Raw genomic sequence first — 20,821 nt, forward strand, 5'->3', positions numbered from 1 at the left:
AAGGCGGGGGTCGTGGTCAGCCACCTCAGGCGTGACGTGCTCGTGCCCGACCTCGCCGGACTGCGCAGGTTCGCGGGTATCTGAAGTGCAGTTCCGCAGGAGTGCGGTATTGGCGCCGGTGCCGTGCTCCACAGTGACCGTGCGCGCCCGACCGGGCCGCCGCGTCGTCCGCACCGCACGAAAGGCCGAGCCATGAGCCTCCAGCGCAGTCTGCTGGTCTGTTGTGACCTGAGGAGCTACGGGTCGGCCGACGACCGGCTCCAGCGCGAGTTGCAGGAACTGCTGGTGCGCAGCCTGGACCGGGCCGGTGAGGTGGCCGGCCTGGACCGGTCGACCTGGGCGCGCCAGCCCAAGGGCGACGAGGAGTGGGCCGTGCTGCCCGTGGGCACGCCGGACCACCTGGTGGTCGACCGGTACGTGCGGGCGCTGGACGCCGAGCTGGCGTCGGTCAACGCCTACCGGGTGCCGCGCGCCCACCTGCGGATGCGCATGGCCGTCCACTTCGGCGCCACCGCCGAGGGCGCCAACGGCTACCCCGGGCAGGACGCGGTGCTGGTCAGCAGGCTGATGGACAGCGCGGCGGCCCGCGCCGCCCTGGAGCAGACCGACGCCCACCTGGCCGTGGTGCTGTCCGAGGTGGTGTACGCGTCGGTGGTGGCGGCCGGGTACACGACGCTGCGGCCCGGGGACTTCCGCGAGGTCGAGGTGCGGGTGAAGGACTTCGTCGGTCGCGGCCGGTTGTGGATCCCCGGCGGTGACGCGCACGCCCTGCGGCTGGAGGACGCGTCGGCGGCCGGGTCCGGGTCCGGGTCCGCCGGGGTCGCCGGGTCCGCCGAGCCCGGTCCGTCGTCGGTGACCCAGCACGCCACGGCCTCCGGCGGCTCCACGGTCGTCCAGGCCGGGCGGGACGCGCACGTGCCCACGCAGCACGCCGAGGTCATCCAGAACTTCGAGCGCAACGACCAGCGCGGGTCGAGCTTCGGTCCGGTCGTCCGCGGGAGGGAGGAGGGGCGGTGACGGTGCGCGAGGAACCGCTGCGGCTGCTCGCGGGGGCGGCGGCGGGCGCGCTGGCCGAGGCCGCGGACACCGAGCTGTGGGCGCAGCTGCGGGTGCGGATGGCGACGGTCCTCGCACCCCAGCTGACCGAGCTGGTCAGCGACCGGATGGACGCGGCGCGGCAGCGGCTGGTGGCCGTGCCCCGGGTGCGGCTGGAGCTGGCGCGGGCCGAGTTCACCACCGAGTGGCGCGGTTCGATCCACGCCATGCTGTGGCAGCGCCCGGAGGCGGCCGGGCCGCTGCGCGCGGTGCTGCACGAGGTCGGCCCCGGCCTGCCGCGCGCGGTGGCCGACGTCGCCGGGGGGTGAACAACGAGGTCAGCGGCGTCGTGTCCGGTCCGGTGGTGCAGGCCGGGCACATCGGTGCCGTGCGCCTGGGATCGGCCGCGCCCGTGGCACTGGCGGGCCTGCCGCCGCCGGAACCGGCGTTCACCGGTCGCGAGGCGGACCTGGCGCGGCTCGCCCTGGCGCTGTCCGACGAGCTTCCGGTGCTGGTCACGGCCGTGGCCGGGTTGGCGGGCGTCGGCAAGACGGCGCTGGCGGTGCGGGCGGCGTCGCGTTTTCCGGGCGGGGTGCTGTTCCTCGACCTCCGGGGTTACTCGGAGACCCCGGTGCGACCCGCGGAGGCGCTGGCGGTGTTCCTGCACGCGCTGGGCGTGCCGGCCGAGCACGTGCCGGCGGACGAGGCGGCGCGGGCCAACCTCTACCGGTCGGTGCTGGCCAACCGGACCGCGCCGGTCCTGGTGCTGGCGGACAACGCCTCGTCGGCGGGCCAGGTCCGACCGCTGCTGCCCGGCGCCGGACCGCACCGGGTGCTGATCACCAGCCGGGACGTGCTGGGCGAGCTGAGCGCCCGGCAGGTGCGGGTGGACGTGCTGCCGCCGGACGAGGCGGCGGAGCTGGTGCGGACGGCCGTGCGGACCCGCGACCCGGGGCGCGAGCTGGACGGGCCGGTCGAGCGGCTGGCGGAGCTGTGCGGGCGGCTGCCGCTGGCGCTGGGCATCGCGGCGGCGCTGCTGGCCGAGGACGAGGACCTGTCGGCGGCCGACCTGGTCGAGCTGCTGCACGACGAGGTGGGACGCCTGGACGGGCTGGACTACGGCGGCGACCACGCCGTGCGGGCCGCCTTCGACCTGTCCTACCGGCGGCTGCCCGAACCGCAGCGGCGGCTGTTCCGGCTGCTGTCGCTCAACCCCGGTCCCAGGGTCGGTGCGGAGGCGGCGGCCGCCCTCGTCGACCTGCCGCTGTCGCGGGTGAAGCCGCTGCTGGCGGCCCTCAAGCGCGGGCACGTGCTGGAACCGGCCGGTCCGGGGCGCGTGCGCTTCCACGACCTGCTGCGCCTCTACGCCGTCGAGTGCCGGGTGCGCGACGAGCCGGACGCGGCGGCGGCGCTGGACCGGCTGCTCGACCACTACGTGGCGGCGGCGCGGGCGGCCACGCCGGAGTGGATCGGCCTGGAGCGGTCCAACCTGGTCGCGGCCGTGGAGGTGGCCGACGACGACCGCGCGGTCGACCTGGCACTGGCGGTGTCGAGGTCCGCCACCCCGCACACGCGCTGGGACGAGTGGGAGTCGACCTACCGGCTCGCCGCCGCCGCCGCCCGCCGCCGCGACCGGCCGCGCGACGAGGGCGTGCTGCTCAACCGGCTGGCGATGCTGGTGCTGGAGCAGCGCCGGTTCGACGAGGCGCGCGAGCTGTGCGACGCGGCGATGGCCCTGCACCGCGCCACCGGCGACGAGCACGGGGTGGCGGTGACCTGCAACAACCTGGGGGACCTGGCGCTCGACCTGCACGACTTCCGCCGCGCCGAACGCAGGTACCTCGCCGCCGCCGACATCTTCCACCGCCTCCGCGACGAGCGCTGGCAGGCCATCGTGTTCAACCACCTGGGCACGCTGCACTCCTGGCAGCGCTCGTTCGACGCCGCGCTGGTCCAATTCCGCGCGGCCCTGGAGACCTACGCGCGGTTGGGCGACCGGCACGGGCAGGCGCGGGCGCTGACCAACATGGGCACCCTGGCCCTCCAGACCGGCGACCTGTCCCGGGCGCGGCGGCTGGCGCTGGGGGCGCTGGAGGTCTTCCGCTCCGTCGGTGACCGGTCGGGGGCGGCGAAGGTGCTGGTCAACCTCGGGATCGTCCACGAACGCGTGGGCATGGCCGACTCGGCGCGGGTCTACTGGGCCGAGGCGCGGGAGCTGTTCCTCGGGTTCGGCGACGAGGAGTCCGCCGGCCGGGTGGCGCGTTGGCTCGCGGAACTCGACGACCCCGGGCCGCCGGCTCACCGGTAGCGGACCTGCCTCGCCTTGCCGGCGCGGGCCCCCTCGTGCGCGGCGGTGATCTCCGGGCGGTGCGCGACCCCGGGCACGCCCACCTCCCACCACGCGCCCGCCTCGGTCCACTTCGCCGGGTGGGTGCGGATCACCACCACGGCCGGGCGGTGTTCGGTCACCGCCGTCCGCCTGGCTTCGCGGTAGGCGCTTTCGAGGTCGGGGACGCTCTCCGCCCGGAACGTCGCGCAGCCCAGCGCGGCGGCGTGCGCGGCGAAGTCCACCCGGGGCGGGGTGGTGTGCCGGGTGGCCACGTCGTCGTAGAGGTTGTTGAAGCCCACGCCGCCGTGGGCGGTCTGGAGGCGGTGGATCACGGCGTAGCCGTCGTTGTCGCAGACGACCGCGACGAAGCCGTGACCGGCGAAGGCCGCCGAGAACAGCTCCGAGTTGAGCATCAGGTACGAGCCGTCACCCAGGAGGGTGGTCACCACCCCGGTCGGCCGGGCGATCGCCGCGCCCCACGCGCCGGCCAGCTCGTAGCCCATGCAGCTGAACCCGTACTCGACGTCCACGGTCGCCTCGCCGACCGCGCGCCAGCCGCCGACCAGCTCGCCGGGCAGGCCGCCGGACGCGGTCAGCACGTAGTCGGCCGGGTCGGACAGGTCGTTCACCACGCCCACCACCTGCGCGTACGTCGGCAGGTCGGCGGTGGGTGCGCGCAGCGCGTCGACGTACGCGTCCCACCTCAGCCGTTCGTGCGACGCCCTGGCCGCCCACGCCCCGTCCGCGCGCCAGTCGCCCAGCGCGTCGGTCAGCTCGCGCAGCCCCTCGTCGGCGTCCGCGACCAGCTCCAGGGCGCCGTGCTTGACCGCGTCGAAGCGGGCGGCGTTGAGCGAGACCAGGCGGGCGCCGGGCGCGAAGGCCGTCCACGAGCAGGTGGTGAAGTCCTGGAGCCGCGTGCCGACGGCCAGCACCACGTCGGCCTCGGCCGCCAGGGCGTTGGCGGAGGCCGAGCCGGTGACGCCGAGCGGACCGGCGTGCAGCGGGTGGTCGTGCGGGACGCAGGTGCGGCCGGCGGTCGTCTCCGCCACCGGGACCGCGTGCCGCTCGGCGAAGCGGAGCGCGCGCCCGGCGGCCCGCGAGTAGCGCACGCCGCCGCCGAGCACCAGCAGCGGCCGGCGGGCGGCGCGCAGGACGTCGGCGGCGTCGGCGAGCGCGCGGGTGTCGGGGCGGGGGCGGCGCGGGCGGTGCACGACCGGCGCGAACAGGGCGTCGGGGAAGTCGAAGGTCTCGGCCTGCACGTCCTGCGGGAGGGCGAGGGTGACCGGGCCGCAGTCGGCGGGGTCGGTGAGGACGCGGGCGACGTGCGGGAGGGTGCCGAGCAGCTGCTCGGGGCGGGTGAGGCGGTCGAACCAGCGGCTGACCGGGCGGAACGCGTCGTTGGCGGTGGTGCCCGGGTCGCCGGGGTGCTCGACCTGCTGGAGCACGGGGTCGGGGGCGCGGGAGGCGAACGCGTCGCCGGGCAGGAGCAGCAGCGGCAGGCGGTTGGCGTGGGCGACGCCGGCGGCGGTGACCATGTTGAGGGCGCCGGGGCCGATCGAGGAGGTGGCGACGCCGACCTGGCGGCGGTGGGTGGCCTTGGCGACGCCGACGGCGGCGAGGGCCATGCCCTGCTCGTGGTGGCCGCGCCAGACCGGGAGGTCGGACTCCTCCAGGGCGTTGCCGAGGCCGAGGACGTTGCCGTGGCCGAAGATCGCGAAGACGCCGGGGAAGAGCGGGGCCCCGGTGCCGTCGGCGAGTTCGGTGCGCTGGGCGGTGAGCCAGCGGACGAGGGCCTGCGCGGTGGTGAGCCTCATCGGACCGTTCCCTCCCGGGCGCTGGTGACGGGACAGCGGGGATCGGGTTCCCGCTCGGCCCAGGTGTCCCGGACCCAGGTGTGCGCGGGGTCGTCGCAGAACGCCATCGAGCGCCGCGCGCCGGACCCCGCCAGCACGTTCAGGTAGTACATCGGGTAGTCGGGCGCGGCCACGCACGGTCCGTGGTAGCCGCGCGGGACGAGGAAGACGTCACCGTCGCGCACCAGGACGTGCTCGTCGACCTCCCCGTCACCGGTGTAGGCGCGGTGGAACCCGAAGCCCTCGCGCGAGGGGGTGATCCCGTCCCGCCCGGCGATGCGGAAGTAGTAGACCTCCTCGTTGGCGACCTCGCAGGTGTGGTCGTGCCGGTGGGGCGGGTAGGAGGACCAGTTGCCGCCGGGCGTGATCAGCTCGCAGGCCATCAGGCGGTCGGCGCGGTCCCAGGCGCCGGGCACGCCGAAGCCGGTCACCTGGCGGGTGGCGTTGCCCGCGCCCCGGACCTCCACCGGGACGTCCTCGGCGGGCCCGTAGCCCGGCGGCAGGCGGCGCTCGCACCGGGCCATCGGCACCGCGACCTCGACCCCGTGCTCCGTGCTCACCCGGACGTGCGAATCCCGGGGCACGTAGGCGAAGTCCGTGACCCGGGTGAAGACCGACTCGCGCCCCACCAGCCCGAACCGCTCACCGCCCACCTCGACCACGCACCCGCCCGACAGGGGGAGCACGAACCCCTCGAACTCCCCCATGCGCAGGACCGCGGACCCGCCGGGGCGCAGGGACAGCACCCGCAACCCGACCCGCTCCCACCCGGCGTCCCCCGGCGTCAGCCGAACCGCGTCCTCCCCGACCGCGAGGGACCCCCGCGGACGGTGCCAACCGCTGCTCATGGCCCCACTCCCGTCACGTCGCCCGCCCGGTCCACAGCAGTGCCTCGATCTCGTCCGCCCCGGGCATCGCGTCCGCGCACGCCAGCCGCCCCGCCACCAGGGCGCCGGCCGCGTTGGCGTAGCGGGCGATCCGCACCGGCTCCCAGCCCGCCAGCAGGCCGTGGGCCAGGGCTCCGCCGAACGCGTCGCCCGCGCCCAGCCCGCACACCACCTCCACCGGGCACGCCGGCACGGTCCACGAGCCCCGGCCGGTCGCCAGGAGGACGCCCTCGCCGCCCATCTTCACCACCGCCAGCCCCACCCCGCGCGCCAGCAGCCGGTCCGCCGCCGCGGCGGGGTCGGCGGTCCCGACGGCCACCTCCACCTCGGTCCGGTTGCCCACCGCGACCGTCACGTGGTCGAGCAGCCGGCCGATCTCGCGCCGCGCCTCCCCGACCCCCGCCCAGAACGCGGGCCGGTAGTCCAGGTCGAGCACCGTGTGCGCGCGCCGGCCCCGCCGCTCCAGCAGCAGCCGCTGCGTGGTGCGCGCCGGCTCCGCGGCCACCCCCGTCCCGGTCACCCACAGCAGCGGCACGGCCTCGACCTCCGCCCACGGCACGTCGTCGGCCTCCAGCGCCAGGTCGGGCGCGAGCGGTTCCCGGTAGAACAGCAGCGGCGGGTCCTCCGGCGGGTCCAGCGCGCAGAACACGACCGGGGTGCGGAGGCCGGGGGCGGTGCCGACGAAGTCCGGCGACACCCCGAACCGCGACAGCGCCGAGCGGACGTAGGCGCCGAACCCGTCGGCCCCGACCTTGGTCAGCACCGCCGACCGCCGGCCGAGGCGGGCGGCGGCGACGGCCACGTTCGTCGCCGAGCCGCCGAGCGACCTGGCGAACGTGCGCACCTCCGCCAGCGGCACGCCGCTCTGCTCCGGGTAGAGGTCGACCCCGACCCGCCCGACGGTCAGCACCTCCGGGATCACCCGGTCACGCCCCGCAGCTCGTGGGCCAGCGCCTCCAGCTCCGTCCCACCCGCCATCTGCCGGGTCAGCTCCGCCGGCGTGATCTCCGCCTTGGCGTGCGCGCCGAGCACCCGGCCGCGCTTGAGCAGCAGGAACCGGTCGCCGACCGGGTAGGCGTGGTGGGGGTTGTGGGTGATGAGCACGACCCCGAGCCCCCGGTCGCGGGCGCGGGCCACGTGCCGCAGCACCACGCCGGCCTGCTTGACGCCGAGGGCGGCGGTCGGCTCGTCGAGGATCAGCACCCTGGCCCCGAAGTGGATGGCCCGCGCGATGGCCACGCACTGCCGCTCGCCGCCGGACAGGGTGCCGACCGGCCGGTCCACGTCGCGCAGCTCGATGCCCAGGTCGGCCAGCGCCGCCCGGGTCACCTCGCGGGCGCGCCGCCGGTCGAGGAACCGGAACGGGCCGGGGCCGACCGTGGGTTCGGCGCCGAGGAAGAAGTTGCGCCACACGCTCATCAGGGGCACGACCGCGAGGTCCTGGTGGACCGTCGCGATGCCGTGGTCCAGCGCTTCCCGCGGGGACGCGAACGCCACCGGCACGCCGTCCACGAGGTACTCGCCGGTGTCGTGCCGGTGCACGCCGGCCAGCACCTTGATCAGGGTCGACTTGCCCGCGCCGTTGTCGCCGAGCACGCAGGTGACCTCGCCGGCACCCACCACCGCCGACACGTCCCGCAGCGCGACCACGCTGCCGTACGCCTTGCCGATCCCGCGGACCTCCAGGAGGGGACTCACCGCCGCGCCCTTTCCGCCCGCCGCCGCAGGGCGTTGTTGACGAGCACGGCCGCGAGCAGCATCACGCCGAGGAACAGCTGGAACCAGTCGGAGTCCCAGTTGGCGTAGACGATGCCCTGCCGCGCCATGCCGAAGATGAGCGCGCCGAGCGCGGCGCCGACGGCGGAGCCGAACCCGCCGGTGAGCAGGCAGCCGCCGATGACCGCGGCGATGATGTACTGGAACTCCAGCCCGATGCCCTGGTTGGCCTGCACGCTGGTGAAGCGCAGGATGTTGATCGACCCGACGAGCCACGCGGCGAACGCGGTCGTCGTGAACAGCAGCACCTTCGTGCGGAGGACGGGCACGCCGACCGCGCGCGCCGCCGCGGCGGACCCGCCGACCGCGAACACCCGGTTGCCGAACCGGGTGCGCAGCAGCACCACCGAGGCGACCGCCGTGACCAGCAGCCACCACAGGATCGACACCGGGAACGCGGCGCCGCCGAGCCGGAACGTGGAGGCGAACAGGAAGCCGGCGGAGGCGTAACCGTCGGCCGAGCGCATCCCGGACACCTGCACGGTGCCGGTGACCAGCCGGGTGACGCCGAGGTTGAGGCCCTGGAGCGCCAGGAGCGTGCCGAGCGTGACGATGAAGCTGGGCAGGCCGGTGCGCGTCACCAGCCACCCGTTGAGCGCGCCGACGGCCAGCGCGAACACCAGCGACGCCAGCAGCGCGAGCCACGTGTGCCACCCGAGGCGGGTGGCGAGGACGGCGGTGACCAGGGCGGTCGACGCGGTGAGCACGCCGGCGGACAGGTCGAACTCGCCGCCGACCATGAGCAGCGCCACCGCGACGGCCATGATGCCGAGGGTGGAGGCGTCGTCCAGCCAGGTCGCCACGCCGGCGGTGCTGAGGAACCGCTCGGTCGCCACCGAGAAGAACGCGAAGACCAGCAGCGCGCCGAGCAGGGCGCCGACCTCGGGCCGCGCGACCACCCGGGCGGCCGGACCGGGCCGGTCGGCGAGGAGGGGTTCCCCGGTCGCGGCGGCCATCAGCGGGTGCCGCGCTCGGCGTACTCGGCGACGCGGTCCACGTTGGCCCCGTCGACGAACCCGGGTCCGGTGAGCACGGGCCGGCCGCCGCCGACGGTGTTGGCGTTGTCGCGGTAGAGCTTGAGCATCACGACCGGCAGGTAGCCCTGCTGGTACTGCTGCTGGTCCACGGCGAACAGCACGTCGCCGGCCTTGATCGCGCCGGTCACGTCGCCGTTGAGGTCGAACGTGGCGACGGCGGCCGTCGACGACGCGCCCCGGACGGCGTTCACCGACGACATGGCGACCTGCGGGTTGAGCGCGAGCACGGCGTCCACGGAGGGGTCGGTCTGGAGCGCGCCCTTGATGCGGGACTCGACGTCGGTGGGGTTGTTGATGTCGACCTGGAGGGTGGCGACGGCGCCGCCGAACCCGGTCCGCGCGCCGTCGCAGCGCTGGTTGAGGCCGATGTTGCCGGCCTCGTGGATCACGCACAGCAGCTTGGACTTCCCGGCCTCGCGCAGCCTGCGGCCCGCCTGCTCGCCCGCCACGTCCTCCTCCTGGCCGACGTGCGCGAGCGCGCCGAACCCGGCCGAGCGGGCGGAACCGGAGTTGATGGTGATGACCGGGATGCCCGCGGCGACCGCCCTCTCCACGGAGGTCTTGAGCGCGTCGGGGTTGGCCAGGGACACGACGATGCCGCCGACCCGCTGGGACACCGCGTTGTCGACGAGCGTGGCCTGCCGGCCGGGGTCGCCGTCGGAGTGGTAGTCGACCGCCACGCCGAGCTGCTCGCCGGCGGCGGTGGCGCCGTTCTTCACGACGTTCCAGAACGCGTCGCCCGCCGTGCCGTGGGAGATGACGGCGACGCGTAAGTCCCCGGTGGTGGGGGGTCGGGCGTCGGTCGGGGTGTCGTCGGTGGACGCGGTGGGGCCGCTGCACGCGGCCAGCAGGGCGAGGCCGGCGAGGGCGAGGGCCGTGCGGGCGGGCGTTCGGGAGGGCGTTCGGGTGGAGATCATCGTGCCTCTTCGGTCGGGGGTGGTTCGGCTGGGGGTGGTTCGGCTGGGGGTGGTCCGGCCGGGGGCGGTTCGGGTGCGGGTCCGGGGACCAGGCGGTCGAGGTGGGCGAGGCTGCGCGCGGTGTCGCGGGTCGGCGCGTCGGCCGGGACGTCGTCGCCGAGCGCGGTGTCCTGCTCCAGGACGCACCAGCCGCGGTAGTCGGCCGCCCGCAGGAGCGCCACCAGGGCCGCCACGTCCACGTCGCCCTCGCCCAGCGGCACGTACATGCCCTGCCGCACGGCGGCCGCGTAGCCCAGGTCGCCGGCGCGCACGGCGGCCGCGAGGTCGGCGCGCACGTCCTTGAGGTGCACGTGCCCGATCCGCCCCGGGAAGCGGCGGGCCAGGTCGACCGGGTCGGCGCCGCCGATGAGCAGGTGGCCGGTGTCCAGGCAGAGCGGCAGGTCCGAGTCGGCGAGGAACCGCTCGACCTCGTCGGCGCGCTCCACGTGCGTGCCGACGTGCGGGTGCAGGGCGGTGCGGACCCCGCGGGCGGCGGCCCGGTCCCGGATCGCGGCGGCGGTGTCGACGAGTTCGCGCCACTGCCCACCGGTGAGGGTCGGGCGTTCGTCGTAGCCGTCGAGGCCGGTGGCGGCGGCCAGCACCAGGACCTCCGCGCCCGCGTCGGCGAGCAGCGCCACCGCGTCGTCGGCGGCGGACCGGTCGCCGGCGTGCAGCGGCACGGCCAGGAACCCGCCCACGAGCGTCATCCCGTGCCCGGCCAGGAGGGCCGCGAGCCGCGCGGGATCGGTGGGCAGGTAGCCGGGCGGGCCGAGTTCGGTGGCGCGCAGGCCGAGCGCGGCCATCTCCGCCAGCACGGTCGCGGGGTCGGTGACGCGGCCCCAGCCGGGGACCTCGCACACCCCCCAGGAGATCGGCGCGCCGGCGATCCTCACCCGGCCACCCCCGTGCCGGCCCGCCGCGGCGCGGGCACCCCGACCCGGACGGGTTCGCCGCTGCGGCGCGACCGCTCGCACGCCTCGGCCAGCGCGAGGCTGACCAGGCTGTCCCGCACCGGCGACGGGTTCTCCGCCGCGCCCGCCACCACCCGCGCGAACACCGCCACCTCGGTCAGGTAGGCGCGGTGGAAGCGCTCCGGGAAGCCGGGGTAGGCGTCGGGCCCGGACCGGGGCCCGTCGGGTTCCAGGGAGGTCAGCGGGGTGCGCGGGTCGAGGCCGACGGCCAGGCAGTCGCGGCTGCCCAGCACCTCGATGCGGTGGTCGTAGCCGACCGGGTCGTGCCGGCCGCCGGCGAGCACGGCGTGCGCGCCGCCCGCGAACCTCAGCACCACCACGGCGTTGTCCACGTCGTCGGCGGCCGCGAACGCCTCGTCGACCAGCACCGAGCCCGACGCGTAGACCTCGTCCACGGGTTGGCCGACCAGCCACGGCACCGCGTCGAGGTCGTGGATGAGCAGGTCGCGGAAGATGCCGCCGGACCGGGGCAGGTAGGCGGGGTCGGGCGGGCGGGCGTCGTTGCCCAGGGCCCGGACCAGGTAGACGTCGCCGACGTCGCCGGAGCGGACGCGCCGGTGCAGCTCCGCGACGGCCGGGTCGAAGCGGCGCTGGAACCCGACCAGCACCTCCACCCCGGACGCCTCGACCTCGGCGACGAGCGCGAGCATCTCGTCCAGGCCGGCGGCGATCGGCTTCTCGCACAGCGCAGGCACGCCCGCCGCGACGGCCGCGCGCAGCAGCGCCGGGTGCGTGCTGGTGGGGGTGGCGATCAGCACACCGTCACCGAGGGTGAGCATCGTGTCGAGGTCGGCCACGCACCTCGTGCCGGGCAGGGCGGCCGACACCCGTTCCGCGCGGCCGGGCAGCGGGTCGAGCAGCAGGACCTCGTCCACCTCGTCGAGGGTGGTCAAGTTGGTGGCGTGCATGGTGCCGATCCGGCCCACTCCCACAACTCCGATGCGCATCCCGGTGCTCTCCGTCCTGGTGGCCGCGGCCCGCCGTTAGAGCGCTCTATTGGATGGAGCGCTCTAACGATGTAACGTGCGTCACACGGGTGTCAAGGCCGCGTCCCGCTCGTGACCGGGCCGAGGGGGGAACCCGTGCTCAGACCCACCATGGAGGACGTCGCCGTGCGGGCCGGCGTGTCCCGCGCGCTGGTGTCGCTGGTCATGCGTGGATCACCCAGGGTGAGCGAGCAGCGGCGCGCGGCCGTGCTGAAGGCGGCCGAGGAGCTGGGGTACTCGCCGCACGCCATGGCGCGGGCGCTGGCCAGCCGCACCTCGCACGTGCTCGGCGTGATGGTGTCGGACCTGCACAACGCGTTCTTCGCGGAGGTCGTGGACGGGCTCGACGAGGTGGCCCGCGACCGGGGCTTCGACCTGATCATCAACACCGGCGGGCGCAGGCCGGCGCGGGAGCGGCGGGCGCTGGCCGGCCTGCTGTCGTTCCGGCCGGCGGGCCTGGCGCTGCTGTCGCCGGTGGTGCCGTCGGCGGACATCGGGCGGGCGGCGGCCCAGGCCCCGGTGGTGCTGGTGGCGCGGTCCTCCCGGCTGGCCGCGGTGGACACGGTGAACGACGACGGGGAGCGCGGGATCACGCTGGCCGTGGAGCACCTGGTGTCGCTGGGGCACCGGCGGATCGCCCACCTCGACGGCGGGGAGGGCACGCAGGCCGCGCCGCGCCGGCGCGGCTACCTGGCCGCGATGGCCGCCTCCGGGCTGGCGCCGCGGGTGGTGGCCAGCGAGTACACCGACGTGGCCGGCGCGCGGGCGGTGCGGGAGCTGCTGGCCGACCCGCCGACCGCGATCGTGTCGTGCAACGACTTCAACGCGGTCGGGGCGATCTCCGCGCTGGAGGAGGCGGGGCTGCGGGTGCCGCGGGACGTGTCGGTGGTCGGCTACGACAACACGTCGCTGGCCGCGCTCCGGCACGTCTCGCTGACCACGGTGGACCAGCCGCGCAACGAGTTCGGCCGGCTCGCCGCCGAGGCCCTGCTCCAGCGGGTGCGCGGCGAGCGGGAGGAGCCGGTGCGGCACCTGCTGCGCCCGTCGCTGGTGGTCAGGAGCACCACCGCGCCGCCGGGGCGGTAGTGGTGGAGCGGCTGGGAGCCGGCCACCGGGAAGCGTCGCCGGGAAGGGCGGGGAGGGACGCGGCCGGGAAAGGGCGGCGAGCGGCAGCCGCCGAACGGTGGCGAGGAGCGGCTGGGAGCCGGCCACCGGGAAGGGGAGCGGCACGCCCGCCGAGCGCGGGCGGCGGGCGTGCCGCGGCAGGGGTTCCCCGGCTCGGTCAGGCGTCCACCTTCGGCCGCTCCGCCTGGGGTGAGGGCCCGGCCGGCGGCGCGGGCTTCCGGATCAGCCGCCGCACCAGCGGCCACGCCAGCAGCAGCGCCACCACCGCGTACACGGCGATCGAGAACGGCGTGTTCACCAGCCCGGTCAGCGAGCCGTCCGACAGCTGGAGCGCCCGCCGCATCTGCTGCTCGGCGGCCGGGCCGAGGATGACCGCGATGATCGCCGGCAGCACCGGCAGCCCGTAGCGGCGCATCACGAAGCCCAGCACGCCGATCACGAACATCACGAGCAGGTCGAAGATGTCGGCGTTGACCGCGTACGCGCCCACGCTGGCGAAGAACAGGATGCCCGCGTACAGGTAGGGCCGCGGGATGCGCAGCAGCTTCGCCCAGACCGGCGCGAGCGGCAGGTTCAGCACCAGCAGCAGGCACAGGCCGACGAACAGCGACGCGATCAGGCCCCACACCAGCGCGGGTTCCCGCTCGAACAGCAGCGGACCGGGCTGGATGCCGTACTGCTGGAACGCCGCCAGCATCACCGCGGCCACCGCCGTGGTGGGCAGGCCCAGCGTCAGCATCGACACCAGCGTGCCCGCCGCGGACGCGCTGGCCGTCGCCTCCGGGCCGGCCACGCCCTCGATCGCGCCCTTGCCGAACTGGTCGCGGTGCTTGGACAGCCGCTTCTCCGCCACGTAGGACAGGAAGGTGGGGATCTCCGCGCCGCCCGCGGGCACCGCGCCGAACGGGAACCCGATCAGCGGGCCCCGCAGCCACGGCTTCCACGAGCGCCGGAAGTCCTCGCGGCCCAGGAACGCGCGGCCGACCGGGATCGGCTGGTGCGGCTTGCGGCGCAGGTGCGCCGCGACCCACAGGGACTCGCCCACCGCGAACAGGGCGACCGCGACGACCACCACGTCCACGCCGTCGGCCAAGTGCAGCGAGCCGAACGTGAGCCGCTGCTGGCCGGTCGCCTCGTCCAGCCCGACCAGGCCGATGGCCAGGCCGATGAGCAGCGAGGCGAACCCGCGCACGCGGGACGCGCCGAGCACCGACGTGACCGCGATGAACGCCAGCACCATGATCGCGAAGAAGTCGGGCGCGCCGATGTCCACGGCCAGCTCGGCCACCGTCGGCGCGAGCAGCACCAGCAGCACCGTGCCGATGACGCCGCCGACGAAGTGGCCGATCGCGGCCGTCGCCAGCGCCTGCGACCCGCGGCCCGCGCGGGCCATCGGGTTGCCGTCGATCGCCGCGACCACCGCCGCGCTCTCGCCCGGCGTGTTGAGCAGGATCGACGTGGTCGAGCCGCCGAACATGCCGCCGTAGTAGATGCCCGCGAACATGATGAACGCGCCGGTCGGCTCCAGGCCGTAGGTCACCGGCAGCAGCAGCGCCACGGCCATGGCCGGGCCGATGCCCGGCAGCACGCCGATCGCGGTGCCCAGCAGCACGCCCAGCGCCGCGAGCAGCAGGTGCGTGGGCGTCAGGGCGGTGGCGAACCCGCCCATGAGGTTGGTGAGCGATTCCACGGCTACAGCACCCCCACCAGCGGCCCGCCGGGCAGGGGAACGCCGAGCAGGTTGTTGAACACCAGGTACGTGCCCACCGACAGCCCGGCGGCGATCAGCGGGTCACGGGTGAAGTGGCGGCTGCCCAGCGCGTAGGCGGCGCCCCAGAACAGGACGGCGCCGGAGATCGGGAAGCCCACCACGCCGATCAGCGCGGCGTTGGCCAGGAACGCCCCGCACAGCAGCAGCACGGTGCGCCAGTCGGCGGGCGCGTCCAGGTCGACGTCCTCGCCGCCCTCCGCCTCGCCGCGACCGCCGCGCAGCACGTCGCGCGCCAGCAGCGCGGCCACCACCAGCAGCCCGACGCCCACCGCGATCGGCACGGCCTTCGGCCCGACCGGTCCGCGCTGGGCGAAGTCGGTGTGGATCCGCGCCGCGTCGACCAGGACCAGCGCGCCCAGGCCCACCAGGACCGCGGACACCCCCAGTTCCGAGCGCTCCCGGAACCACGCCTTGCCCACCCCGACCTCCCTCATGCCAGCCCCAGCTCCTTCAGCACGGACGCCACCCGCTCGTTCTCCTCGCGCAGGAACGCGCCGAACTCCTCGCCGGGCGCGAACGCGTCGGTCCAGCCGTTGCGGGCCACCGCCTCGCGCCACTGCGCCGTGCCGTGCAGGTCGGTGAACAGGTCCACCAGCCGGGCCCGGTCGGTGTCCGCGATCCCCGGCGGCGCGACGACGCCGCGCCAGTTGGTGAACTCGACGTCCACACCGGACTCCCGCAGCGTGGGGGCGTCCACGCCGGGCAGCCGGTCGCCGCTGGTCACCGCCAGCACCCGCAGCTGCCCGGCCTCGATCTGGTCCCGGTACTCGCCGATGCCCGACACGCCGAACGCGACCTTGCCGCCCAGCACGGACGCCAGCAGCTCGCCGCCGCCGTCGAACGCCACGTAGTTGACCGACCGCGGGTCCAGGCCGACGGCCTTGGCCACCAGCATCGGCGCGAGGTGGTCCGGCCCGCCCGGCGACGAGCCGCCGCCGACCGTCACCGCGCCCGGCGCCGCCTTCCACGCCGCGACCAGCTCGGCCAGCGTCCGGTACGGCGAGTCCACGCCGACCACCACGATGTCCGGCTCCTCGATGAGCTTGGCGATCGGCGTGGTGTCCAGCAGCGAGGACGGCGCCTTGTTCGTGTAGACGCTGCCCACCACGCCCAGGCCCATCGACATGACCAGCTTGCCGTTGCCGCGCTCGCCGACCGTGCGGCCCAGGCCGACCGTGCCGCCCGCGCCCGGCAGGTTGAACACCTCGGCGTTGCGGATCAGGTCGGTGTCCTCCAGGGCCTTGGCCGCGGTGCGCGCGGTCACGTCGTAGCCGCCGCCCGGCGCGTTCGGCACCAGCACCCGCAGCCCGCGCAGCGACGCCGTGCCGCTCTCCGCGCCGGAGGTCAGCAGCGGCGGCACCAGGACGACGACCGCCAGGGCGCCGACGACCGCCGGCCAGTTCCTGATCCGCACTGTGATCCCCGCCTCTCTGCCGCGTGGTTGGACATGTTGCACTCGTGTAAACAGGGAAGTCCCGCTTGCGCCCCTAAGGGTTCTTTTGTTCTTTGTGGTCACGGAGGTTGGCGATGGGAGGCCGCGGATCGCTCGCCCGTCAGCTGCTCGTGTGGCAACTGGTGGTCGTCGTGGCGCTGCTGTGCGCGGTCGGTGTGCTGTCCGTCGTCCAGGCGGGGAACAACTTCCGCACGACCGAGGGACGCCGGATGCTCTCCGTAGCCGAGGACGTGGCCGCGACCGCCGGCGTGCGCGCGTCGCTGGCCGACCCGCTGCGGCACTACGCGCTGCCGCCGTTCGCGGAGAGCGCCCGCAGCCTGTCCGGGGCCAGCTACGTGATCATCACCGACCCGGCGCGCGAGGTCCTGACCTCCCCGGACCCCGGCCAGGTCGGCGAACCGCTCGACCTCGGCGGCAGCACCGCCCCCGCCGGCCGGTCGTGGGTGGGCGAGCTGGCCGGCGCGACCGTCGCGCACGTCCCGGTGATCGGCGACGACGGCCGGGTGATCGGGCTGGTCGCCGCCGGGCAGCGGGCGCCCGGGTTCTGGGAGGGTGTGCTGGACTCGCCCGACAACGCGCTGCGGCTGCTCGGCGTCGCGCTGGTCATCGGCGTGGCCGGGTCGCTGCTGCTCGCGCGCCGGGTGAAGAACCAGACGCTCGGGTTGGAACCGCACGAGATCACCGCGCTCGTGGAGTACCGGGAGGCACTGCTGCACGGCATCAAGGAAGGCGTCGTCGCGCTCGACCCGCAGCACCGGGTCACGCTGGTCAACGACCACGCGCGGACCCTGCTGGCGCTGCCCGCCGACGCGGTCGGCCGGGCCGTGGACGCGCTGGAGCTCGACGAGCGGCTGCGCGACGTGCTCACCGGGCGCGCCACCGGCCAGGACCAGCTCGCGCTGGCCGGCGGCCGGGTGCTGACGCTCAACCGGATGCCGCTGGACGTCCACGGCGCCGTCGTCACGCTGCGCGACCGCACCGAGCTGATGACGCTGCGCGACGAGCTCGACGCCACCCGGCACGCCACCGACACGCTGCGGGCACAGGCCCACGAGTTCAGCAACCGCCTGCACACCATCGCCGGCCTGGTCGAGCTGGGCGAGTACGACGAGGTGCGCGGGTTCATCAGCCGCGTCAACACCGCCCGGGGCGCGTGGCGGGCCGAGGTCGCCTCGAAGGTCGCCGACCCCGCCGTGGCGGCGCTGCTGGTCGCCAAGTCCAGCCTGGCCGCCGAACGCGGCACCGGGCTGCGGATGGACCCCGGGAGCGGGCTCGGCGTGGTCGACGAGGCGCTGTCCACGGATTTGGTGACGGTGATCGGCAACCTCGTCGACAACGCGCTGGACGCGCTGGGCGGGCAGGGGTGGGTGGAGGTGCTGGTGCGCTCGTCCGGGGCGGAGGTGCTCGTGGTGGTGCGCGACTCCGGGCCAGGGGTGGCGCCGGAGCTGGCCGAGGAGGTGTTCCGGCACGGGTTCACCACCAAGGCCGCGGCGCAGGGGCAGCGGGGGCTCGGGCTGGCCCTGACGCGGCAGGCGTGCCTGCGGCGCGGCGGGTCCGTGCGGGTGCGCAACGAGGAGGGGCCCGGGAGGAGCGGCGCGGTGTTCACCGCCCGGTTGCCGGTGGCGGTGGGGGCGTGAGCGGTGGGGGCGTGAGCGGTGCCGGGGTGGGCGGTGCCGGGGTGATCAGGGTCGTCGTGGTGGACGACGATTTCATGGTCGCGAAGGTCCACGGCGGGTACGTGGCGCGCACGCCAGGGTTCGAGGTGGTCGGCGTCGCGCACACCGGCGCGGACGCGCTGCGGCTGGTGCGCGAGCTGCGGCCGGACCTGGTGCTGCTGGACGTGTACCTGCCGGACCTCGACGGGCTGACCGTGCTGCGGGAGCTGCGCGGGTTGGCCGACGACGTGGACGTCATCGTGATCACCGCGGCCACGGACGTGGAGACGGTGCGACGCGCCATGCGCGGCGGGGTGCTGCACTACCTGATCAAGCCGTTCGAGTACGCGGCGCTGCGGGACCAGCTCGCGCACTTCGCCGCGCTCGACCGGAGGCTGGGCGGGCTGGCGTCGGCGGGGCAGGCGGACGTGGACGAGGTGTTCGGCGCGCGGCCGCGGCGGGCGCTGCCCAAGGGGTTGAGCACGCAGACCGCGGACCTGGTGGAGGGGGTGCTGCGGGAGCGGCCGGACGGGGTGTCCGCGAGCGAGTGCGCGGCGGTGACCGAGTTGGCGCGGGTGTCCGCCCGGCGCTACCTGGAGCACTTCGTGGGCACGGGGCGTGCGGAGGTGCGGCTGAAGTACGGGGGCGCCGGGCGGCCGGAGCGGCTCTACGTGTGGCGGGGTTGAGCTTCGGGGGTGGACCGGCGGTCCTCTCGGCCGCGCCGGGCGTCGTGGTCGGGCTGGGCGTCATGGTCGGGCCGGTCCTCTCGACCGCGCCGGGCGTCATGGTCGGGCCGGGCATCGTGGTCGGGCCTGGTGGCGGGGTTGGCCTTGCGCACGATCAGGTAGCCCTGCCGCGTCTTCTCCACCCCGACCGGCTCGCGGTCCAGGCGGGTGTGCGGCGCGAACCCGGCGGCGGCGAGCTGCTCCAGCACCTGCTCGGGCCGGAGCCGGTAGGCGTCCAGCTCGATGTCGTGCCCGTAGGCGTGCTCCAACCGCCGCACGGCGTCACCGACGTGGAAGGCGAGCAGCAGCAGACCGCCCGGCGCGAGGACGCGGTGGAACTCCGCGAACACGGCCGGGTGAGAGTCCCAGGGGACGTGGATCACCGAGTACCAGGCCAGCACGCCGCCGAGCGAGGCGTCCGGCAGGTCCAGGTCCAGCATCGAACCCACCTCGAACCGCAGGTCCGGGTGCTCGCGCCGGGCGACGGCCACCATCCCCGGCGACAGGTCCACGCCGAACGCGTCGACGCCGAGCGAGCGCAGGTGCCCGGTGATCCGCCCGGGACCGCAGCCGACGTCCGCCACCGGGCCGTCGACCAGGTCGGCGAACATGCGCAGGACCGCGCGGTCGGCCGTGCCGGCGGGGGTGACGAGGCTGTCGCGCAGGAGGTCGGCGTAGTCGGCGGCGACGGTGTCGTAGGCGGTGCGGGCCATGGTCAGGAAATCCGGCTCGGTCACGGAAGGTGAGGTTAGTGCCCGATCGGGGTCGTCGGATCGGGCCAGTGGAAGGCGATCGGCCCGAGGTGCGATGCCCCCGGGGCCGACCTACCGTGAGTGTTGACACCGGGCCGCCTTCGCCGAACAGGCGCCGAGCACGTGGCGAATCCCGCCCCGGTGGTTCCGCTCCGGGACGACGTGACGCCGTCCGCGCCCGGTGAGGGTGCGGAGCACGGCGCGCGGTCGGTCCCGGCCGGGTGCGGGATGTCGATTCCCGCGCCGAGGTGGCGTGCTCGCGGCACGCCGGCCGGTTTCCCACCTTCGGTGAGCGAGTGGCCGGCGAGGACCACGACACCCGATGTCACAACACCCGACGTTCGGAACCCGACGTTCGGAACCGGAGGACCCTCCGATGACCACCCACTCCACGACCGCCCACACCGCTGACGCCACCGCAGTCGCTCACCCCGTGACCGCTCATCCCGTGACCGCTCATCCCGTGACCGCCTTGCCGAGCCCCCCGGCCGGCACCGCCCACTTCCTCACCGCAGCCCTGCCGGAACCCCGCCTCGGCGGAACGCGACCGGGCCGGTTCTTCGCGGCCACCTACCCGCTGCACGGCATCCTCGGCGAGCACATGTACACGCGGCTCCACCCGGGCGGCGAGGTCGCCACCGAGGTCGCGCTGCTGGTGATGGCGATCCCCGACGACCTGGCCGGGACGGAGCCGACCGAGCTGTCGCTCGAACTGCTCAGGGCCCACTTCCCGGTATCGCCGGCGGGCGTGATCCCGGACGAGTTGATCCTGTACCCGTTGCCGCTCCCGAACCGGGCCGCCCCGCTGGTAGCGCTGGACCACGGCGAGGTGGTGGCACGCCGGTCCGCCGCCGCTTCGCCCCAGGTGCTGCGGGCTTGGCTCACCCCGCTGGCCCCGGCGGGCCCATTCACCCGGGAGGCATAGGCACGGGCCTGCTGCTCCCCTGCGCGATGCTGGCCAGCGCCGACGGCACCGGGTGGGATCAGGCGACACCAGTTGGCGGCGACAGCAGCGGCCAACAGCGGCCAGCACCGGGTGGCATCACGCGGCACCGGTCGGCACCGACAGCGTGGGCCTCAGTCCCACCCGCCGTCGCCGCGACGGCCCTGCTTCGTCCGGGCCCGGCGCTTCTTCTCCGCGATCCGGCGTTCCTGCGACCCCTTGGTCGGCTTGGTCGCGCGGCGAACCGGTGGCGGGGCCGCGGCGGCTTCGCGCAGGATCCGGGCCAGGCGCTCGCGGGCGGCCGCGCGGTTCTGCAACTGGGCCCGGTGCTCGCTCGCGGCGACCGTCAGCACGCCGTCCACCAGGCGCTTCTCCAGGCGCGCGATCATGCGGCCGCGCAACCACCCGGGCACCGACGGCGAGCCGACCAGGTCGAACGACAGCTCGACCCGGCTGTCCGCCGTGTTCACGCCCTGGCCGCCGGGACCCGAGGACCGCGAGAACCGCTCGCTCAACTCGGCCGCCGGCACCACCAGCGTCCGCGTCACGACCAGGTCCTCCGTCACC

The 20,821-nt window shown here is 75.3% G+C and carries 19 protein-coding genes and 1 pseudogene; 7 read left to right on the forward strand and 13 right to left on the reverse strand.

Translation table 11 applies throughout. The annotated features are described in order from the left end of the window. The first annotated feature begins 192 nt into the window (after positions 1-192). Genes ACFP3R_RS18865 through ACFP3R_RS18875 form a run of 3 tightly spaced genes read left to right on the forward strand, consistent with a single transcriptional unit; the run spans position 193 to position 3,343 of the window. Positions 193-1,017, forward strand: a complete 825-nt coding sequence (locus ACFP3R_RS18865) for a nucleotidyl cyclase domain-containing protein (RefSeq protein ID WP_380637545.1) — start codon at positions 193-195, stop codon at positions 1,015-1,017. Beyond that, positions 1,014-1,364 carry a hypothetical protein gene (locus ACFP3R_RS18870; RefSeq protein WP_380637546.1) on the forward strand — a complete coding sequence of 117 codons (351 nt, stop codon included), beginning with the start codon at positions 1,014-1,016 and terminating at the stop codon, positions 1,362-1,364. The genes ACFP3R_RS18865 and ACFP3R_RS18870 overlap by 4 nt, the downstream gene beginning before the upstream one ends. Beyond that, the gene (locus ACFP3R_RS18875) at positions 1,361-3,343 is read left to right on the forward strand and encodes a tetratricopeptide repeat protein (RefSeq protein ID WP_380637547.1); all 1,983 of its coding nucleotides are present in this window, start codon (positions 1,361-1,363) and stop codon (positions 3,341-3,343) included. The genes ACFP3R_RS18870 and ACFP3R_RS18875 overlap by 4 nt, the downstream gene beginning before the upstream one ends. Here ACFP3R_RS18875 and iolD read toward each other — a convergent pair. From iolD to ACFP3R_RS18915, 8 genes are read right to left on the reverse strand one after another with little or no spacing between them, the layout of a single operon-like run. After that, positions 3,334-5,178 carry a 3D-(3,5/4)-trihydroxycyclohexane-1,2-dione acylhydrolase (decyclizing) gene (gene iolD / locus ACFP3R_RS18880; RefSeq protein WP_380637548.1) on the reverse strand — a complete coding sequence of 615 codons (1,845 nt, stop codon included), beginning with the start codon at positions 5,176-5,178 and terminating at the stop codon, positions 3,334-3,336. The genes ACFP3R_RS18875 and iolD overlap by 10 nt on opposite strands. Beyond that, positions 5,175-6,065 carry a 5-deoxy-glucuronate isomerase gene (gene iolB / locus ACFP3R_RS18885; RefSeq protein ID WP_380637549.1) on the reverse strand — a complete coding sequence of 297 codons (891 nt, stop codon included), beginning with the start codon at positions 6,063-6,065 and terminating at the stop codon, positions 5,175-5,177. Before iolB ends, iolD begins: the two co-directional genes overlap by 4 nt. 13 nt (positions 6,066-6,078) lie before the next feature. Next, positions 6,079-7,026 carry a 5-dehydro-2-deoxygluconokinase gene (gene iolC, locus ACFP3R_RS18890; protein WP_380637550.1) on the reverse strand — a complete coding sequence of 316 codons (948 nt, stop codon included), beginning with the start codon at positions 7,024-7,026 and terminating at the stop codon, positions 6,079-6,081. Next, positions 7,023-7,802: an ATP-binding cassette domain-containing protein gene (locus ACFP3R_RS18895; RefSeq protein ID WP_380637551.1), complete on the reverse strand. Its 780-nt coding sequence runs from the start codon at positions 7,800-7,802 to the stop codon at positions 7,023-7,025. The genes iolC and ACFP3R_RS18895 overlap by 4 nt, the downstream gene beginning before the upstream one ends. Then, the gene (locus ACFP3R_RS18900) at positions 7,799-8,836 is read right to left on the reverse strand and encodes an ABC transporter permease (protein WP_380637552.1); all 1,038 of its coding nucleotides are present in this window, start codon (positions 8,834-8,836) and stop codon (positions 7,799-7,801) included. Before ACFP3R_RS18900 ends, ACFP3R_RS18895 begins: the two co-directional genes overlap by 4 nt. Then, complete coding sequence (locus ACFP3R_RS18905) at positions 8,836-9,834, reverse strand: sugar ABC transporter substrate-binding protein (RefSeq protein ID WP_380637553.1); 999 nt, start codon at positions 9,832-9,834, stop codon at positions 8,836-8,838. The genes ACFP3R_RS18900 and ACFP3R_RS18905 overlap by 1 nt, the downstream gene beginning before the upstream one ends. Further along, complete coding sequence (locus tag ACFP3R_RS18910) at positions 9,831-10,766, reverse strand: TIM barrel protein (protein WP_380637554.1); 936 nt, start codon at positions 10,764-10,766, stop codon at positions 9,831-9,833. The genes ACFP3R_RS18905 and ACFP3R_RS18910 overlap by 4 nt, the downstream gene beginning before the upstream one ends. Then, on the reverse strand, positions 10,763-11,791 hold the full coding sequence (locus ACFP3R_RS18915; protein ID WP_380637555.1) for a Gfo/Idh/MocA family protein: 1,029 nt from the start codon (positions 11,789-11,791) through the stop codon (positions 10,763-10,765). The genes ACFP3R_RS18910 and ACFP3R_RS18915 overlap by 4 nt, the downstream gene beginning before the upstream one ends. Positions 11,792-11,926: 135 nt before the next feature. Here ACFP3R_RS18915 and ACFP3R_RS18920 point away from each other — a divergent pair, with 135 nt between their 5' ends. Beyond that, entirely contained in the window at positions 11,927-12,916 is a 990-nt protein-coding gene (locus ACFP3R_RS18920; RefSeq protein ID WP_380637556.1) for a LacI family DNA-binding transcriptional regulator, read from the forward strand. Positions 12,917-13,112: 196 nt separating this feature from the next. On the opposite strand, the gene ACFP3R_RS18925 is transcribed toward ACFP3R_RS18920, so the two are convergent. The 3 genes from ACFP3R_RS18925 to ACFP3R_RS18935 are packed head-to-tail and all read right to left on the reverse strand — an operon-like array spanning position 13,113 to position 16,140. After that, positions 13,113-14,624, reverse strand: a complete 1,512-nt coding sequence (locus ACFP3R_RS18925; protein WP_380637685.1) for a tripartite tricarboxylate transporter permease — start codon at positions 14,622-14,624, stop codon at positions 13,113-13,115. 23 nt (positions 14,625-14,647) lie between these two features. After that, positions 14,648-15,160 (reverse strand): tripartite tricarboxylate transporter TctB family protein, encoded by a 513-nt coding sequence (locus ACFP3R_RS18930; RefSeq protein WP_380637557.1) that lies wholly within the window; start codon positions 15,158-15,160, stop codon positions 14,648-14,650. Beyond that, positions 15,157-16,140, reverse strand: a complete 984-nt coding sequence (locus tag ACFP3R_RS18935) for a Bug family tripartite tricarboxylate transporter substrate binding protein (RefSeq protein ID WP_380637558.1) — start codon at positions 16,138-16,140, stop codon at positions 15,157-15,159. The genes ACFP3R_RS18930 and ACFP3R_RS18935 overlap by 4 nt, the downstream gene beginning before the upstream one ends. A gap of 113 nt (positions 16,141-16,253) precedes the next feature. On the opposite strand from ACFP3R_RS18935, the gene ACFP3R_RS18940 reads away from it, so the two are divergent. Both ACFP3R_RS18940 and ACFP3R_RS18945 read left to right on the forward strand, forming a co-directional pair. Next, the gene (locus tag ACFP3R_RS18940; protein WP_380637559.1) at positions 16,254-17,816 is read left to right on the forward strand and encodes a sensor histidine kinase; all 1,563 of its coding nucleotides are present in this window, start codon (positions 16,254-16,256) and stop codon (positions 17,814-17,816) included. Between the two features lie 41 nt (positions 17,817-17,857). Next, positions 17,858-18,520 carry a response regulator gene (locus ACFP3R_RS18945; protein ID WP_380637686.1) on the forward strand — a complete coding sequence of 221 codons (663 nt, stop codon included), beginning with the start codon at positions 17,858-17,860 and terminating at the stop codon, positions 18,518-18,520. A gap of 143 nt (positions 18,521-18,663) precedes the next feature. Here the strand turns inward: ACFP3R_RS18945 and ACFP3R_RS18950 are convergent. Beyond that, positions 18,664-19,272 (reverse strand): annotated as a pseudogene (locus tag ACFP3R_RS18950) (class I SAM-dependent methyltransferase); the annotation flags it as partial. Positions 19,273-19,774: 502 nt separating this feature from the next. On the opposite strand from ACFP3R_RS18950, the gene ACFP3R_RS18955 reads away from it, so the two are divergent. Then, positions 19,775-20,236 carry a hypothetical protein gene (locus tag ACFP3R_RS18955; RefSeq protein ID WP_380637560.1) on the forward strand — a complete coding sequence of 154 codons (462 nt, stop codon included), beginning with the start codon at positions 19,775-19,777 and terminating at the stop codon, positions 20,234-20,236. 152 nt (positions 20,237-20,388) lie between these two features. On the opposite strand, the gene arfB is transcribed toward ACFP3R_RS18955, so the two are convergent. Then, positions 20,389-20,820 (reverse strand): alternative ribosome rescue aminoacyl-tRNA hydrolase ArfB, encoded by a 432-nt coding sequence (gene arfB / locus ACFP3R_RS18960; protein WP_380637561.1) that lies wholly within the window; start codon positions 20,818-20,820, stop codon positions 20,389-20,391. Between the last annotated feature and the right edge of the window lies 1 nt (position 20,821).

The sequence above is a fragment of the Saccharothrix lopnurensis genome (assembly GCF_042658445.1).
Classification (GTDB): domain Bacteria; phylum Actinomycetota; class Actinomycetes; order Mycobacteriales; family Pseudonocardiaceae; genus Actinosynnema; species Actinosynnema lopnurensis.